The sequence below is a fragment of the Anabaena catenula FACHB-362 genome (assembly GCF_014698735.1).
GTDB lineage: Bacteria > Cyanobacteriota > Cyanobacteriia > Cyanobacteriales > Nostocaceae > Anabaena > Anabaena variabilis_A.
Window position 1 is genome coordinate 1 of sequence record NZ_JACJTQ010000025.1, and the last position, 17,265, is coordinate 17,265.

14 protein-coding genes are annotated in these 17,265 nt (G+C 39.0%); 7 read left to right on the plus strand and 7 right to left on the minus strand.

All coding sequences use genetic code 11. The features are described 5' to 3' along the window. Positions 1 to 166: 166 nt before the first annotated feature. On the minus strand, positions 167 to 1,681 hold the full coding sequence (locus tag H6G68_RS16265; protein ID WP_190907578.1) for a hypothetical protein: 1,515 nt from the start codon (positions 1,679 to 1,681) through the stop codon (positions 167 to 169). 126 nt (positions 1,682 to 1,807) lie between these two features. On the opposite strand from H6G68_RS16265, the gene H6G68_RS16270 reads away from it, so the two are divergent. Beyond that, on the plus strand, positions 1,808 to 3,013 hold the full coding sequence (locus H6G68_RS16270; protein WP_190907579.1) for a histidine kinase: 1,206 nt from the start codon (positions 1,808 to 1,810) through the stop codon (positions 3,011 to 3,013). Positions 3,014 to 3,055: 42 nt separating this feature from the next. After that, positions 3,056 to 3,316: a CRR7 family NDH-1 assembly protein gene (locus H6G68_RS16275; RefSeq protein ID WP_190907580.1), complete on the plus strand. Its 261-nt coding sequence runs from the start codon at positions 3,056 to 3,058 to the stop codon at positions 3,314 to 3,316. 122 nt (positions 3,317 to 3,438) lie between these two features. On the opposite strand, the gene H6G68_RS16280 is transcribed toward H6G68_RS16275, so the two are convergent. After that, the gene (locus H6G68_RS16280) at positions 3,439 to 3,987 is read right to left on the minus strand and encodes a DUF2854 domain-containing protein (protein WP_190907581.1); all 549 of its coding nucleotides are present in this window, start codon (positions 3,985 to 3,987) and stop codon (positions 3,439 to 3,441) included. A 143-nt stretch (positions 3,988 to 4,130) separates the two neighbouring features. On the opposite strand from H6G68_RS16280, the gene H6G68_RS16285 reads away from it, so the two are divergent. After that, positions 4,131 to 4,313, plus strand: a complete 183-nt coding sequence (locus H6G68_RS16285; RefSeq protein WP_127053496.1) for an SGNH/GDSL hydrolase family protein — start codon at positions 4,131 to 4,133, stop codon at positions 4,311 to 4,313. Between the two features lie 177 nt (positions 4,314 to 4,490). Here H6G68_RS16285 and H6G68_RS16290 read toward each other — a convergent pair whose 3' ends face one another. Continuing rightward, positions 4,491 to 4,907: a response regulator gene (locus H6G68_RS16290; protein WP_190907582.1), complete on the minus strand. Its 417-nt coding sequence runs from the start codon at positions 4,905 to 4,907 to the stop codon at positions 4,491 to 4,493. A gap of 202 nt (positions 4,908 to 5,109) precedes the next feature. Continuing rightward, positions 5,110 to 7,275 carry a polyphosphate kinase 1 gene (gene ppk1, locus H6G68_RS16295; RefSeq protein WP_190907583.1) on the minus strand — a complete coding sequence of 722 codons (2,166 nt, stop codon included), beginning with the start codon at positions 7,273 to 7,275 and terminating at the stop codon, positions 5,110 to 5,112. Between the two features lie 155 nt (positions 7,276 to 7,430). Between ppk1 and H6G68_RS16300 the strand changes: the two genes are divergently transcribed. The 3 genes from H6G68_RS16300 (at position 7,431) to H6G68_RS16310 (ending at position 10,862) form a co-directional block, all read left to right on the plus strand. Beyond that, on the plus strand, positions 7,431 to 8,876 hold the full coding sequence (locus H6G68_RS16300) for a sensor histidine kinase (protein WP_190907584.1): 1,446 nt from the start codon (positions 7,431 to 7,433) through the stop codon (positions 8,874 to 8,876). Positions 8,877 to 9,502: 626 nt separating this feature from the next. Further along, a complete protein-coding gene (locus H6G68_RS27805; RefSeq protein WP_422596259.1) occupies positions 9,503 to 9,976 on the plus strand; it encodes a DUF2267 domain-containing protein in 474 nt (157 codons plus the stop codon). A gap of 130 nt (positions 9,977 to 10,106) precedes the next feature. Continuing rightward, positions 10,107 to 10,862 (plus strand): hypothetical protein, encoded by a 756-nt coding sequence (locus tag H6G68_RS16310; protein ID WP_190907586.1) that lies wholly within the window; start codon positions 10,107 to 10,109, stop codon positions 10,860 to 10,862. Positions 10,863 to 11,055: 193 nt separating this feature from the next. Here the strand turns inward: H6G68_RS16310 and H6G68_RS16315 are convergent, their stop codons facing one another. After that, entirely contained in the window at positions 11,056 to 12,069 is a 1,014-nt protein-coding gene (locus H6G68_RS16315; protein ID WP_190907632.1) for a tetratricopeptide repeat protein, read from the minus strand. Positions 12,070 to 12,517: 448 nt separating this feature from the next. Then, entirely contained in the window at positions 12,518 to 13,147 is a 630-nt protein-coding gene (locus H6G68_RS16320) for a sigma-70 family RNA polymerase sigma factor (protein ID WP_127053502.1), read from the minus strand. Positions 13,148 to 13,431: 284 nt separating this feature from the next. Here H6G68_RS16320 and H6G68_RS16325 point away from each other — a divergent pair, with 284 nt between their 5' ends. Beyond that, positions 13,432 to 14,028, plus strand: coding sequence for a glyoxalase-like domain protein (locus H6G68_RS16325; RefSeq protein WP_190907587.1), 597 nt, complete (start codon positions 13,432 to 13,434; stop codon positions 14,026 to 14,028). 135 nt (positions 14,029 to 14,163) lie between these two features. Here the strand turns inward: H6G68_RS16325 and H6G68_RS16330 are convergent, their stop codons facing one another. Then, on the minus strand, positions 14,164 to 17,223 hold the full coding sequence (locus H6G68_RS16330) for a HEAT repeat domain-containing protein (RefSeq protein WP_190907588.1): 3,060 nt from the start codon (positions 17,221 to 17,223) through the stop codon (positions 14,164 to 14,166). Positions 17,224 to 17,265: the final 42 nt, after the last annotated feature.

Sequence of the window (17,265 nt, forward strand, 5' to 3'; positions counted from 1 at the left end):
TTTTACAACAAAATCCCAATACAGTCACAATAGCTGATGACTTTGCCGGGGAGCATAAGTGAGTAATTGGTAGTAATTGTTAGCTTTTCAGCTACTGTTAATTAACCCTTTTGAAAGCCTAATTGGTCGAAAAGTTTCAAGAACTCACAAAAAAACTTGGTAGATATCAGTTATTGATATAGTTCTCTAAATCTTCAATTTGCGGGGCGGGCAACTGATTGAGAACTCGCCACAGAATGGTGTAGCTGCCATCAGGACGGCGACGGACGGCACGGAAGGCGATAATAGTATCACTGCTAGGTACTTGTCCTAATTGCTGCCTAATGCCACTATTAGGGCGAGAGATGGGTTGACGATTCAAGATAATTGGTGGAAGTTGGAATTGGAGCGATCGCACTAAATAAGTATGATTTAATTTGGCTGTAGCACTAGCTAACAATATTTGATTTTGCTGCCAATTCTGATCTTTCCCCGTTAAAAACCTTTGTCTGTCTATTTGTAGGGCTTCTAACTGTTTGGGTGGCTGGTAGTTGAGCAAAAATTCTCCCGTAGACGAGGAAACAGCCTGTAGCCTGCCATCTAACTTTTCTAAGGGTACATCACCCACATCAATGATGAAGCCATAATTTATCCCTTGATGGACTAACTGGAAGTTATCACCAATCATCTTCAATGCTAAACTAGGAGTAAAATCTTCCTTAACCTCACCCACAGAGGGAAAAGGATAACGCTCACTCACACTGGCTTGTAATCTATTCTGGGGAAGACTCAACGGCCGACGGTACGCTGAATCAGGTAATACCCGAAAGATTCCCGTGTTAGGCAGTTGCAAAAACTGAGCGTAGGTTTGTTTTTCTTGGGAATCAATGTCGTAAGCAAATCGGTCAAGTGTCGCAGCATCTTTCTGAGGATTGATAAATTTAATATTTTGCGGAAATGCTTTTTGGACTGCTGTCAAGATTTGATTAACGGTTTTGATAGTACTAATAGTTTCTTCCGGTACAGCAATAGCAGGTTGCATAGGCGCTACATAGTTGGCTATAGCTGTTTTTGCAGTGCTGCCAACTACTGGTAATGGGAATGAAGTTAAGTTTGGTTCCCGACTAGAAAAAGGTGTTGCTGGGTTGCCAAGATGAGGACGCTGCTTTGGTGCAATGGAAAGCACAGAATCGGAGTCATGTTCTCCCGAAACCAACGGTAACGGTTTAACTAAGGCTAACTCACCTCGTCGAGACAACAACCGATCTACAACTGGGTACAACTTCCATAATTCCTGGCTAGAAGCGTACAAAGAGCAGTAAATTTGTGATTGGGACTCAGTTAACTGCACAACTACAGAAGACTGTGGAGACAACTCTCCTTTTGGGGTACACAATGTTTTCGGACTTGAGTACTGACCTGCGAGAAAAGTATCCACAGCATGAGTAAAAATGGTTAATTGTCCCCGCACGGATCTCATTTTGTTGGGATCGGGGCTACTCAGTGCTTGCTCAAGGCGAGCGGTTAAAAAAATCTGCTGCTGTACAAGGCGCGCAGCTGTGGTATAAAAGCTTTCAGATGCTGACTTTGAAGAAATATTTTGACTCAGGTCAGATGAGGCGTAGTATTCCATAGCTAAGGTGCTGTTAGGAATGAAAACGAACGTAAAAGGGAGCAAAATTCCTAAAAAGATTTTTCTCATGTCAAAAACGCAGATCAGATAGGAGTACGAAAAATCTAAAATAGATATTAAATTGAAAGAAAACAACGATCATTGACAACCGTCAGTCTATTTTACTTTCTGTAAAGCGTCGCCAGGTTGTTACCAGTGCTGAAACACGATTACATGCAAGTTTCCCAGGATCAGCCTATCTATTCTGAGGCTCCACTCCAACTGTTACTGTTTGTTGATGGACGACCACAATCCCGACAACAGGTGCAGCGAATCCGCGCCTACTTAAAAGAATTAGAAGCTGAGTATAGTTTTGAACTTCAAATCATTGATGTCGGGCAGCAACCATATTTGGCGGAACATTTTAAGTTGGTAGCCACGCCCGCCTTAATCAAAATCCATCCCGAACCCCAGCAAACCCTCGCTGGAAGTAATATCATAGCCCAATTGAAAACCTGGTGGCCTCGCTGGCAAACTGCTGTAGACGCATTCTTAAAGTTACAAGAAGACTTACAAGAACGTATAGATGAGAATGTCCGGGGGATATCACCTAAATCTACAATCCGTTCTGTCGCCGTTTCTGCCGAACTGATCAAACTTTCAGACGAAATTTTTCACCTGAAACAGGAAAAAGAGAAACTGGAAGAACAGCTACAGTTTAAAGATCGAGTGATTGCAATTTTGGCACATGATCTCCGTAATCCTTTGACAGCTGTGGCGATCGCTATAGAAACTCTCCAGTCCAACTACAATCCTGAAAAAGGTGACTTTCTGCGTCTGAAACCTGCCATGACGGCTTATTTATTAAAACAAGCCCGCAGTCAAACAAGGATTATTGATCGAATGATCGCGGATCTTTTAGAAGTTGGTCGTGGTGATGATACAGAATTTCCGATCACACCGCAAAAACTGGAACTGGGTAAACTTAGTTTTGATGTCTTGGAGGAATTGCGCGATCGCTACATCGCCAAATCGCAAAGAATAGAAACCGATATCCCCCAAGACTTACCCTGTGTGTATGCAGATCCAGAACGCATCCGCCAAGTGCTGGTAAATCTTTTGGATAATGCCATTAAATACACTCCTGCTGGGGGCTGTATTAGCTTCGCTGGGCTACACCGTACCACCCAAAAAGTACAGTTTAGTATTGGCGATACTGGCCCTGGTATTCCCCAAGAAAACCGCGATCGCATCTTTGAAAATCATTTCCGTCTACAACGTGATGAAGGAACGGATGGGTATGGAATTGGTCTTTCTTTATGCCAACGCATTATCCGGGCGCACTATGGTCAAATTTGGGTAGACTCAGCCCCTAATGGTGGAGCATGGTTCCATTTTACTTTACCAGTTTATCCATCTTAGTTATTATTCATTAGTAACCAACTTGAATGAGTAAATTAATAAATGCCAAATCCATTAATGTATCAACAGGATAACTTTGTCATTCTGGAAACTAACCAACCAGAACAATTTCTAACGACTTCCGAGTTATTAGAAAAGCTAGAAAATATTTTGCAACAACTTAAATTTGAGGACTTACCTCCCGATGTCCAAAAATTTAAGTTGCCATCAGAACAAGCACAATATTTAATTGACACTAGTTGTGAGTTAGATATTGGCCCTGGAAAATATTTTCAGTGGTATGCAGTGCGTTTGGAAAAGTGAATACAGCAGGAGTCAGAAGAGGACGCGGGGACGCGGGGACACGGGGAAAGAGAGATCACTCAGCACTCAGCACTCAGCACTCAGCACTCAACACTCAGCACTCAGCACTCAGGACTCAGCAATTACGATTGAGTAGTAATTAAAGCTAGTTCAATTTTATCTTCACCAGGCTGTGTAATTTTTACCTCGACGTTAGGAGCAAAGTATTTGGTCATTTTTTCCTGTTTTTGATGCCAAATATCTACTGGGATCAGAGGCGAATCAAATTCTAAAATAATACAATAAGATCCATTGACTTCCGTTTCTCGTAAACCTGTGACTAATGGTCTTTCCTCATCGCTAGGACTCAGACCTAAGTAAGCAAGTGCTGTATCTAAGTGAGCTTCTTGACCGTAGCAATATCGCGTAATATCTTTACGGATTTTGTTTTGAGTCACAGTTGCTTGTTGCTTCCGTAGTTCCAATACTGAAGGCGTGGTAGTTTGAGAGAAGGGTATTGGTTTCATTTCATTGGCTTTAAGCGCTAGACCTCCCAAAAATAGAGGAAAGCCATAGAAAAAGCCGATCAGATTGAGCGTGGCATTATCCACACCATAAGCGATAAAGCCTGTGATGATAAGTATGCCACCCACGGTTAAACCGAGTGATCCTAAAGAAAGATTGCCTAACATAATTTGAGATTAATATAATTCCTACATATATTAGTTTTATCATCATCGGTTATCAGTAATAAGTTACTGAGGATATTAGATAAGAATTCAGCCGATTTTGCGTTAACTTTAAATTTGAAGATAGTTAAAGATGGGAAAAAACAATGGATCTTCAGACGATAAAGGAACGAGTTGCATCAGTTCAAAGTAAGCGTGAGTACCTGCTGAGTCTACTAGAACAACCAAATCTAGGGACTTTGAGAGTTGACGTAAATCAAGCTTTGGAAGAATTAGATGATTTAATCGATGAATTTAGACGCAGTATTCCAGACACAGAAATTAATTAAGCTGAATTGAGGCTAAAATTAATCATTTTAATCATTGCGTCGGCAATCCGTAAATTTACGGTTAACCCGACGCTATTTAGCGTTAAATAAAATATTTATTAACTAGAATTGCCTGATTTTAATACTGTCACCTGTCACCTGTCACCTGTCACCTGTCACCTACTATATTTGCACAGTTCATCCCGAAAGGGAACTATTACCAGCACGTTGTCCTAGCTGTCTGACCAAAGCAATGAGTTCGGTTGTAGAAGCTTCTTTTTTGCAAACGTCATCAAAGCTAGACATTGCCTTTGTACGTTGCAAATGGGTATCTTCTATGGAAGAGTAAGCCAAGATTTGAGTATTTGGAGAAATAGATTTAATATAATGAGACGCGCTCCAACCATCCATGACTGGCATATGTAAGTCTAGAACAATCACGTCAGGGTGGAAACACTTAAACATTTCAATAGCTTCTTGACCATTACTTGCTAAACCTACTACTTGAATATTCTCTTGGCAAGCAAGGGCTAACTTTAAGCTTATGCGAGTCAGTTCATGATCGTCAACGACTAAAACACGCAAATTAGGAGACGGACGGGACAACATTAACATTTCCTGCTATAAAAATTATGTACGGTAATCTCTATAGTTTATGGGAGTCAGTGCCGACATCACTCTATCTTATGGTTGAATACATGGGGTTTTTATATAAAAAATCATCAAAGAATTGCTCAGAAAAATAAAGTTTTCCTAAAGCAGTTAATTTACTACCTTTTTAAGGTATATGCAACTGTTTTTCCGAGGCAATTCGATTTTAGATCATGCCGACAGAACGTAAGACCATAGACATAAGAGTTTGTTGTGAATTAGTTTCGGGAGAATCATCAAAGGCACGTCTTTGGATATAACTACCATCCGATTGTAAATCCCAAGCTTGACGATTATCTGCCAACATAATTCCCAAAACTTCTTGCAAATCCTTAGCAATATCTTGGTCTTTAATTGGGGTAATGACTTCTACTCGTCTGTCTAAATTGCGGCGCATCCAATCAGCACTACCAATATATATTTCTTCTTGACCATTGTTATGGAAGTAAAAAATGCGGGAGTGTTCTAAAAATCGCCCAATGATGCTAATGACGCGAATATTTTCGCTGATCTCTTTGAGTCCTGGACGCAAACAGCAAATACCACGGATAATTAAATCAATTTGGACTCCGGCGCGGGAAGCTGCATATAAAGTAGCGATGGTTTGCGGATCGACGAGGGCATTCATTTTAGCGACAATGCGACCAGAAAAACCATTTTTGACATTTTCGATTTCTCGGTTAATTAGTTCAAGAAAGCGATCGCGCATATTCACAGGTGCTACTAATATTTCTCGATAAGACTTTTGGCGAGAATATCCCGTCAAAAAGTTAAACACATCTGTTAAATCAGCACCCAATTCTTCCCGACAACTAAATAATCCCAAATCTGTATACAGTCGAGCCGTTTTCGGGTTATAGTTGCCCGTACCAATATGCACATAACGGCGCATCCGGTCTTTTTCACGCCGCACTACCAGAACAATTTTGCTATGGGTTTTCAGCCCCACTAAACCATAGACAACGTGGACACCAACTCTTTCTAAACGCCTTGCCCAGTAAATATTATTTTCTTCATCAAACCGCGCTTTTAATTCCACCAACACAGAAACTTGTTTACCATTTTCAGCAGCAGCAATTAAGGCGTTGACGATGGGTGAATCGCCAGAAGTGCGGTAAAGAGTCATTTTGATGGCTAACACATTGGGATCATGGGCAGCACTAGCAATAAAGCGTTCTACTGTGCCGGAAAAAGATTGATAGGGATGGTGTACCAACAAATCCTTTTCCCGAATTATGGAAAAAAAGTCTTTTCCTTCTTCCAGTTCCAATACATTTGGATCTACGCTTGGTTCTCTGAGGCGTTGCAAGCGTGGAGGCACTACAGACTGCCGTGGTACGTCTTTGAGTTCTGGAACAGGCAAGGCCATAAAATACATTAAATCTCGCAATCCCAAAAGACCATCTACTTCGTAAATATCTTTTTCGGTTAATTCTAAATCTTGTAATAACCTGCAACGCACAGATTCTGGAGTTTGGGATTTAATTTCTAACCGTACCGGAGTTCCACCCATACGACGTTTGCGGAGTTCCTGTTCAATTGCCAATAACAGGTCTTCTGCTTCATCTTCTTCTAGTTCTAGGTCAGCATCACGAGTAATGCGGAAGGGGTGATATTCTTGAATATTCATCCCCGGAAATAGAGATTCTAAATTATGTGCGATCGCTTGTTCTAACGGTACACCTGACCAGTGAACGGTTTGTCCGTCTTGACGAATTCCCAAATCTGGAGGTAAAGGCAAAAATCGCGGTAAGACTTTGGGTACTTTGACTCTCGCAAAAAATTCCTCTTCTGTATCTGGGTTTTTCAGGACTACAGCCAGATTTAAGCTGAGATTGGAAATGTAGGGAAAAGGATGACTAGGATCAACAGCCAAAGGAGTCAGAACCGGAAAAATTTGTTCTTCAAAATAGCTATCTAGATAATTCCGCTGTTTTTGATTCAGTTCTATATAATCTAGGATGTAAATTCCCTGACTTGCTAATAAAGGTTGCAGTACTTGCTCAAACTGTTCGTTCTGTTTTGTGACTTGGGGACTAAGTTTGAGGCGAATATCATCTAGCTGTTGTTGCGGTGTGCGACCATCAGGGGTTAATAAATTGACTTTTGCTTCTACCTGTTGCTTTAAGGCTGCAATCCGCACCATGAAGAATTCATCTAAATTAGAACTGAAGATTGCTAAAAATTTCAGGCGTTCGAGGAGAGGTGTACGCGGATCACAAGCTTCATGCAACACCCGACTATTAAACTCTAACCAACTTAACTCGCGGTTGATATAGTATTCTGGATCACTTAGATTAAGGCTGGGGTTGCTCTTCTTAGATTTTGGCATGATTACCTAAAGGCTAGTAGATGTCGCCCATTCAACATCAGGGGACTCTACTAATATAGTAAGTCTTAGTTAAGTGAACTTTAACAGTCAGACTTAATCTGAAAGAAAATCCAGATTTTGCCAAGTGTCTATTGGGTTTTCTTGGAGTTGTAAAAATGTTTCAAGCCACTCGTCGCCGCCTTGCCCTTTGGTATACTGCTGTAACTGCTGTATTGCTTCTACTATTTGCTACTGGAGTGTATGTATATGTCCGCAGTACTTTAGTGGAAAGAATTGATGATACCTTAAATCATGTAGTGGAAGTTGTAGAGCGATCGCTCGTCATTGAACCCGTTCACCTGCAAACAGATAAACTCCGAGTCAATGTAAAAGCCAGTTTTCGCAACAATGCTGACACCACAGAAGATGACCACATTGACCTAGAATGGTTTAGTCCTACGGGAGAATTACTTTGGTCAACTCTCTCTGAACCTTTAAATATTCCTATTCATAATCATCCTAATGGGGAAACTGTGCGCGTAGTTGGAATGGGACGATGGGGTGATGATGATCCTCATTCAGCACTCCAAACCCAGAACGGGCTAAACGCCGAGCTAACAGCACTTTTATTAAGACAAGTCACACAACGGATAGAAAGGGGAAGACAGGTATTGGGATATCTGCGCGTTAGTCATCCCTGGTTTGAAGTTACTAAACCTAGCCGTCAGTTGATATTTGATTTAGCTTTGGGTACTGGGTTAATGGTGATTTCCGTAGCAGCTACTGGGTGGTTTCTTTCTGGTAAAGCAATGGAACCAGTGGGGGAATCTTACCAACGTTTGAAACAATTTACTGCTGATGCTTCCCATGAATTGAGAAGTCCCATTGCGTTAATTCAAACTAATGTGCAAGTTGCGTTGGCTGATTTAGAATTAGCAGAAATAGAAACAACTACTACTATCAATTATCAACAACAATTAAAAATTGTCGAACGTCTAACTCAGCGGTTAGGAAAGTTAGTCAATGATTTACTATTTCTCGCACGACAGGATAGTGGTATTAGCAAAGAGGTTTTTTCACCCTGTCCCCTAGATGCTTTGTTGATGGAAGTAGTGGAAGAACAAAAACTTTTAGCTACAGAAAAAGAAATTTCCCTAACTCTCAACTTAGTTGATCCTCCCTTAGAACTTGATCCAGAATTATTGGAAAACAGCTTTACTCTAATCGGAAATTGGGATCAACTGGTGCGGTTATTTACAAATTTGATTGGTAATGCTTTGCAATATACTCCAGTCAATGGCAGGGTGAATGTGGAGTTAACACGGCTTGATTCCATCGCACTACGTTACACCAATTCCTATTTACAAATTAAAGTCAGTGATACAGGAGTGGGTATTCCCCCAGAGTCTTTACCACACTTGTTTGACCGTTTTTATCGGGTTGATCCTGCGCGTACTCATCAGATTGCGAAGACAGCTACAGCCACTACTACGGGTTCTGGATTGGGTTTAGCGATCGCGCAAGCTATTGTCGAACGTCATCAAGGTCAAATTCAAGTTGATAGTGTCGTTGGTAAAGGTACTACTTTCATTGTCACCTTACCAATCTCTCTTGAGAATTAACTCTTGATGCAACATTTGTTTCTTGTGATAGATGAAGAGAAATATACTAGGAGATTACTATACAAGTAGTTAAAACTCAAAAATCTCACATCTAATGTAAATTACCCTTGGCAGGAATTTGTCAATATTCATTTAGGTAAAGCACCTACTAAGGATTTATTGATAACCAAGTTTGTCGCCTGGGAATTGTCTGCATTTTAGATGTTGAAATTTGAATTGGAGGAAAGCGACTCATGCCAATTACTATCAGAAACAATATTACTTACACCTTGCTCAAGAAAATTAACGAAACTGGGCAAGGAATGCATGAAGTTCACTTTAATCAAGCTGATTTTACCGGACACCAAATAACAATAGCCGACTTTTTAGGACATTTAGATTACTTAAATCAAAAGCATTATATCAATGCTGAGTTTACAGGTAATGCTTATGCAACTCAAGAAGACGTTCCTGATTTTATTCATCCTCAGGAATTTGATTTGCGAATTGCCAATACTCTCGGCGCACCAGATGGACCTTTACCGCATTTGATTACCTTTAAAAAAGCAGAAATGACGGAAAAAGGACAGCAGTTATTAAACAAACTGGAAGCTAATCCTCCCCAAGTCTCAGAGGAAAAACCATCAATAGCTATTGCTGATAAAGATTTGCCTTTTTTAGAAAAGGTCATGGTAAAAAGTGGCTTACCAGATATCTTTGATGCCAGAGATGTAACGGAAGTAGTCTTCCGGGTGATGCGGGATTTAATGACAACAGAAGCAGCGGACAGAGTGGAAGCAGAACTGCATGAACCAGCGGAAATAACTACAGATAAATCACTGCAATTAGAAATCGCCGATTTATGGCATGATACCAACCCAATTGTCGCCTTTTTGAGTCGAGTTCGTCCACCTTGGCAAGGACCAGGCATTTTTAAGATTGATAGCGATCGCTTTTTATTTAGAGTTGAAAATGAAGGAGGAATGCCAGCAAATGTAGACAGAGAGGAAGTAGTTAAAGCCGTATTTTCAGCTACGAAAGACGAATTATCCCCAGAACGAATTCAAGAAATTTCTACTTGGCTACCTGATCAAATTCGCCAACTTTGGGAAGAAGCATAAGTAGATTACAGGTGACAGAGAAAAGAGTAGGGGAAGCATAGGAAGTATGGGTCAGTTATCTATTATTGACGTTTACGGTTCCCTATTTCTAATTCTCTATTCTTAATATTTTCAGAGGAGAAAAATAATAATGCATATTTACAAGTGTTCTCAATTACTTGGGACTGTTTGTGGTGGATTAGTGATTAGTTTACCAGCCATTCCGCAAGTAGTTATGGCACAAGAAATTACTTCTAAAGTTAACCAATGTCCCAGAATTTTTTACGAAGAACCACATAACAATCGCGTATTAGTTCCCGCTGGATGTCCTCCCAATGCCTTAACTCTGCAATTCATGAAACAAGGACTAATTCCTGGTACTCCATTACCAAATCAAAGCGGCTTAAGTGTTGGTGGTGAATCATCCTCTGTACTTAATCCCAATCCTCGTATTTTTAATGAAAGTCCCTATAATCTTTCTCAACGAGGTTTTCAGCCAGGAACCTCTACAATCCCCCCAGAACAAGCAGTACAAACCCGTTCCCCTGACACTAGTTTACAACCACCAGCACCAGAACAAAGACAAGAACCCAGTACGAGAATTGCGCTGGCAGATGATAAAGCAAATATCGTTTTAATTAATGATACTGGAGCAGATGTAACTTATCAAGTAATTGGCGATACAGCCCCACGCATATTAGCAGGTAAGTCAAGGACGAATTTAACAGGTTTAAGCACACCAGTAACGGTGACATTTCAGCGGGAAGACAGGGGACTACTCATGGTAACTCCTAAAGCTGCTAGAGAAAAAGGAACCTTGGAAGTGACATTTAAAGAAACAACTGATGTCAACCAGGATAAAAGTGCAATGATAATTCAAGCAAATGGATCAGTTTTTTTGAATTAGTTTTTTATCAGTTGTAATACTTTTCTGAAGATCAAGTTACATAGAATAAGATTTCAAGCAAGAATTATTACCCGCACATAAAGACAGATGAATTCATGGATTTCATTATTCTATGTGACTTTACATAAAATTGGTATCATCACTTTGCTATAGTTGTGATTAGTTATTGACCAATTACTAATCATCAAGAAGATTAACGTTTTGGTAATTCATTAATCTTATATAGCAATTTAGCTTCTTGTTTTACATCTTCTAATTTTCGCGCTAGTGAAAGCGCCTGTTGATAAAAATTACGTGCTTTGCCATAATCCCCTATTTTTTCATAAAGTTCACCAGAAGAAATAAAATATTTGAATTCTTCTGTAGAACTATTTAAAAATTTGGCAATTGTTAAACGTTGTTCTAATAATTCTAACGCCCGTTCATAGCGACCAACAGCAGCATGAGCCGTAACTAAACCATCAATTGCTCGTAATTGGTTAGGACGATCAAAATTGATTTTAGCTAACCGCATTGCTGCTCCATAATTACCTATGGTATTTTGATAGTCTCCTACCATCAGATAGGCTTCACCTAAATTATTCAGAGTATTTACTTCACCAATAACATCACCAGTTTGACGGCGAAAACCTAAGGCAGTTTCAGCTAATTTTACGGCTTGGTTATAATCACCTAATCTGGCAGTTACTAAACTTAGATTACTTAAAGAAAGTCCTTGTCCCTCAATATTTTCTAAATTGCGAGCAATTACCAGTGCATCATTAATAACTTGTCCTGCGGCTTTTGGTTCACCTTTTTGTAATAACACAGTTCCCAGATTATTTAAGGCAAAAATCTGATTTTGAAAATCTTTATTATCACGAGCTATTCCTATCCGACGACGTAAAACATCTTCTGCTTCTTTGATATTACCTAATTGGATATAAGCACTAGCTAGTAAATCGTAAGTTAGACCTTGGGCGGTTATGTCACGAATTGAGTGATAGATCTCTAGTGCTTGCAATCCTGATTGAATTGTTTTATCTGCATATCCTAAAGCATATTGTTGCCTACCTAGACGTACCAATCTATCTGCTTCTTCTCTTAATGGTCGTTCCGCAGAATTATTTAAAGGACGGTGGATTTGTTTGGTAATATCAATAGCATTAGCTGCTGTAGGACTGAGCAAACAAGCAAATAAGTAGGTGGGCGTTAAAAAATATAAGATAGACCTAACCCCCCAGCCCCCTTCCCTACCAGGGAAGTGGGAGTCAAAGCCTCTCCCCTTGTAGGGGAGCCAGTGCGTTGCGGAGGTTCCCCCCGTTGTAGCAACTGGCGTGAGAGGTTTGGAGAGAGGTTTTATATTTAATTGCGCCAAGCTACTTAGTAAAATATAAAAACTGCCATGTCTTAATTTATTGACTGGCTGTTTGGCTAGATTAGAATTTAAGTTAAAAATTGTATGTCCTGATAAAAAATTCCCCTGTTTCATAACACTTATCCGTGAAATTTTGGATTTAAGTAGAAGGTTTAAGAAAAAGTTTTAGTGATTAACCGAATCTAGTACACAGCAGCATCAGTCAAGTAAGGATTAAAAATTGCTGAAAAGCTTATGCAATCCGCTTTTTAATTTTTAATTTTTAATTTTTAATTCCGAGGAAGTGGTACTAGCTAAGTTAGGACTGAGTTAAGTTTTCGCCTAAGTAAATAGCGCGAATATCAGCAGGTAATTTGTCTTCTAGCATACGATAACCTTCTTGGAGAAAATTGGCTACTTCTCCCGGAGAAATGTTTTCTCCTTCAGCTTGTAGATAAGCCGCAATTCTAGTTTCGCTCCAGTGAAAGGTTTGCGCCATCAGCACTATTAAGCGTAACACTGGTTGAAGTTGATTTAATGCTTGTTCTACATAACACCATAATGGCGGTGAAGTAGCCTGGAGAGAATAATGAATTGCTTCAGTGGGCGGTAATTTAATTTCATTAATGCAGAAAGCAGTGATGTTGATTAACCAGTTTTGCAGGGTTAAATCTTGTTTTCCTGTTTCCGGGTTAGTTAAATCGAGTCCACCGAGTTCATAATAGATATGTCGCCAGGTGAGAGCAAACAGATAATCGGCTTGCACAGGCGATCGCGCTGAATGTTGAATCAAGGTGTAGACTATAGGGCTATAGCGGCAAAAAATCACCGTAAAAAACTTGCCACTATCTGGATAGCGCTGAAATAGGCTCAGTAGTTCCTGGTCACTGTGATGAAACAGCGACTTAACCAGGGGGTGATTAGCTTCGGGAAAGTGAGGAATTTGCACAAGCCTTTAAATAGTAGTGGTTAAAATATACAGGTTAATGGTCATTGGTCATTGGTCATTGGTTATTAGTCATTAGTCATTGGTCATTGGTCACTGGAGAAGACCTAATTAAGTTATTCTTAATTTTCTCCGCGTCCCCGCGTCTCCCCATCTCCGCGTCTCCCCATCTCCCCATCTCCCCTATTCCCTGTCTCAAACTATGAGATAAACTAAAAACAAGAACTTAATGTTAGTCTTAATCGACAATACTAAACGCGGCTCCCTCATATAATATTCGTTTGTTCATGGTTATAGCAGCTAGTTTGATACCGTTCCTGGTTAGTCATTTTACTCTAGGCTCGTTTTTACCGTCTTTGCCCTTGGATAGCCTTTTCTCTACCCAAGGCATTATGGTTATGCTGTTGGCGGCTTATGCTGGGGCTATGTGGATGTTTCTCACTAGCGCCCCCAAGGTACATACTGTCATGGTGTCGGATTTGGAAATTGCCCGACAGTTGTATGAAGGGTTACTAGATTTGCCAGCGGCGGAAGTACCTTTGCACTATTACTACAACTACGAACAAACCATTGGTGCGACAGGGATAGACCCGCTATATATGTCTACCAGTCCCAGTTGGTCAAATAAAGCGATGAGTAATGCCAATGATGGGTTGTGGTATCAATTAAAGAAAAATACTCAACTGCACATCATTACTGGTGCGAGTTTGGGGATAAAAAATCAGCAACGCCACGTTTGTTTTGACCGCGAATGTCTGGAATTGATTTTAATGCGGGTGGAAACACGGGGTTTGAAGTTTAAGATTCGCAATCAAAAGCCTTTGAATTTTTTGGTTAAGGATTATGAAGGGCGCGTGATTGAATTGGCTGAAGTCGCAGCGTAGGGGCGGGGTTTCCCCGCCCTCATAATTCATTTGTAATTAGGGTGTGTTGGGGTTTTTCCTGATATGCCCTAAATAAATATTCCAGGTCATTATTGAGGTGCAGCGTTCACGTCTCGTAGAGAAGCTATTATCTATTTACACATCAAAACTTTGACCAAGTAACTCTGAGTAAACAGGAATAAAGGGTACTTTTTCTTTGCTAAAACGCACTGCTAACTGTCTGGCTAAAAAAAAGATATCTGAATCATAGATGTCAATATTCGGGTTTTGGATTAACTTTGCTAGAGTATCTGATGTGCCAATCTTAACTAAAGCCTCTGCTGCCATTCTTTTAACTGATGAGTCCTGCTCAGTGAGAGTAGTAATTAATACAGGGATTGCTTTTATTGCACCTATTTTACCTAATGCTTCTGCCGCAGTTTCACGAACTGATGAATCATGATTTATATTTTGCAGAACTTTAATTAAGCTATTAACTGATTGATAGATAGAAATTTCTCCTAAAATAAACGCTGCCATTTTTTGAACGTTAGAATCTGGATGTTCAAGCGATTTAATCACTGCATTTACAGCTTCCAAATTACCAGTATTAGCAATGTTCCCTAAAGCATTTATGACATCTTCTCGAACGTTATAATCTGGATGGTTAAGAGACTGAATTAATACATTTATTGCTTCCTCATTTCCAATTTTTTCTAAAGCCGTCACAACAGACCCACGAACATTTTCGTCGCCATCTTTCAGTGCTAAAATGAGAGAATTAACTGCTACAGGATGACCAATTCTGCCTAAATGGTATGCTGCACTCCGTCTAATTTTTTCATCTTCTGAACAAAGAAGAAGATTAATCAAAGTTTGTATGTCAATCATTTTAATATTAATTAAATCCTCTAAATCATCTGAATGATTGCTTGTAGTTTTACCAATATAGTTGGAATTGAATGAGCTAAATGTAAGCTTATTTAAAGCTGATTCTGCAATTTTTCTAACAAGCTCACATTTATCATTATTTGATGCTTCTATTAATTCAGGAATTACTTCTGTATTACCAATGTCACCTAATGCTCCTGCCGCCATTAATCTGACAAACATATCTTCATAACTTGTCAGAATTTGAATTAAGCAAGGAATAATTTGAGAATTACCTATTTCACGTAGGATAGATATTACTCTTTGTTTCAAGGTAGTTTTATCTTTATCGTTTAACATTGTTTTTAACTTTTCAAACATTTGTGATTGCGTTTTACCTACTGCCACAACCACCGCTGTGATAAACTCAGCGTTTGGGTAACTTAGCCAAAAAGCATAAATATCATCAATAATTTTTTTAACCAATTCGTGATTACTTTCTTTAACCTCAGCCGTACATCGTCCCGCTAGTAATAAAAGCGTGTTAAAAATATCATCTTTTTCGTTTTTAATTGCTTGTAGCAAAGTAACAGAATTTTGCATCAATCCTGCCATTAAGCTTAATGTTTCATGCCATTCATAATCCCAAAAATGTGCTTTAGCTAATTCAATACCATCTGGTGAGCGTTGCAAATAACAGGCTGTGAAATACTCTTGAAAAGTCCGATGTAAAAACAGATATTGCTGACCACTTTCATGTAGTTTTTGTAAAATTCCATCCTGTTCAGATAATTCTGTTATTAAAGTAGAACTAGTAATATTTTTAAAATCACTAGGAATATCATCTTTTTTCAAATAGCTATCAATAGCTTTACGAAGTTCACGCATTGTAAAAATTTCTTGATTATTACAGCTAAATTGATAAGCTAGTTCTTCTAACAATTCTATTTTGACATCTATCCACCCATCCTCTACTTCTGGGTTATGTGTTTTTCTCCATTTAGTAAGCATACATTTTACAGCTTGCTCATATACCTCATAGCGTCGCGCTGGTAAATTTATTCCTTTTTCTTGATACAAGCTGCAAATTAAAGATAATAACAAAGGATTCTGCACTAAACCACGAATTTGGGGCTTATTCTGTAATTCTCGAATTAAAGCAGCCGCAGAAACAGAATTATCATTTATAGATTCAGCCGCAAAGTTAAACCAAGTTTCAATATATTGATTTATCTGTGGTTCATTAAAAGGAACAATTTCTACATCTTTAGCCCCGTCTAAAAATACTCCACTATAACCGACAATGCGAGATGTGCAGATAATAGGACAATTATAATTACGAATAAAGCTATTTAATTTTTCCGATAAATAATTTCTCGATTCTTTCGCTACTTCATCCAGCGCATCTAATAGCAAGAGACATTTACCAGTTTTTAATTTATCTACTAAGAAAGTCTCAATTTGTGGAAAGTGATTTTCATACTTTGATGCCAGCAATTTTAAAATAGCATCACTAACTTTCGCAGTTATGTCTTTAGTTGCGTCTGCTATTTCTGAAAGTCTTAAAAAAATAGGAATAACTAAATTTTCCAGTGTTTGACTATTATCTTCCAAACTTTGCAGTGCTACTTGTGTAGTTAAATAAGCCTCTCTTTTTAATAATGTAGTTTTCCCCATTCCTGGATCTGCCAACACCATTAAATATTGATGTTGTTTTTGTGCTTCTTGCCAATCTACTTGTGTTGGTTTTGATTCTTCCGAATGTTTGAGAGAGTAAGCACGTTGGATTTCTGCTTCTGACTCAGCATAATTCCAAGTATTTTCTATGGTGTGAGTGTATTTCCTTTCTAGCGTTACCTGAATAGGAATGTATTGGTCTTTAAGAATAATCGGTTGGGTTGTATGAAATAGTTTTATGTATTGAAATTCACTGATTATTTGGTTGAAGAAATTACAAACCGCTGCTTTTTCTACTTGTTCATTAGGAATAACTAGATTTTGTGTTATCTTCCATTCTTGGAATTTGGTTTCCCATAACCATTTATAAGCCTGTTCCCAAGGACTTTTACCTTTCGGCGGTCTTCCCGGCTTTGGTTTTTCATTGGTAAAACCATCTTGTTTCAATACCTCACATATTGTTTCCAACTCATCTTGAATTTTTTGAGTCTTGTTAACAGGATCTTTATTCCAGGGAATATCTGATATCAATATCTGATTAGTTTTACTGTAGTTATCTGAATGAAAGCGACTGAGGAATACAGCATAGGTATCACCTGTAAAACCGTACTGTGTTGCCATTGCTTTTAAAAACTGGTCTTCTGGGGTAGTAGCTGCTGAAGGATTCATTGAAAAAATGTGTTTTCTATTTAATTCTATTTATTTCTATTG

Bases quoted from the DNA above. Each gene is read 5' to 3' on its own strand.
- H6G68_RS16265 (WP_190907578.1), bottom strand. From the start codon at position 1,681: ATGAGAAAAATCTTTTTAGGAATTTTGCTCCCTTTTACGTTCGTTTTC.
- H6G68_RS16275 (WP_190907580.1), top strand. From the start codon at position 3,056: ATGCCAAATCCATTAATGTATCAACAGGATAACTTTGTCATTCTGGAA.
- H6G68_RS16280 (WP_190907581.1), bottom strand. From the start codon at position 3,987: ATGTTAGGCAATCTTTCTTTAGGATCACTCGGTTTAACCGTGGGTGGC.
- H6G68_RS16285 (WP_127053496.1), top strand. From the start codon at position 4,131: ATGGATCTTCAGACGATAAAGGAACGAGTTGCATCAGTTCAAAGTAAG.
- H6G68_RS16290 (WP_190907582.1), bottom strand. From the start codon at position 4,907: ATGTTAATGTTGTCCCGTCCGTCTCCTAATTTGCGTGTTTTAGTCGTT.
- ppk1 (WP_190907583.1), bottom strand. From the start codon at position 7,275: ATGCCAAAATCTAAGAAGAGCAACCCCAGCCTTAATCTAAGTGATCCA.
- H6G68_RS16300 (WP_190907584.1), top strand. From the start codon at position 7,431: ATGTTTCAAGCCACTCGTCGCCGCCTTGCCCTTTGGTATACTGCTGTA.
- H6G68_RS16310 (WP_190907586.1), top strand. From the start codon at position 10,107: ATGCATATTTACAAGTGTTCTCAATTACTTGGGACTGTTTGTGGTGGA.
- H6G68_RS16325 (WP_190907587.1), top strand. From the start codon at position 13,432: ATGGTTATAGCAGCTAGTTTGATACCGTTCCTGGTTAGTCATTTTACT.
- H6G68_RS16330 (WP_190907588.1), bottom strand. From the start codon at position 17,223: ATGAATCCTTCAGCAGCTACTACCCCAGAAGACCAGTTTTTAAAAGCA.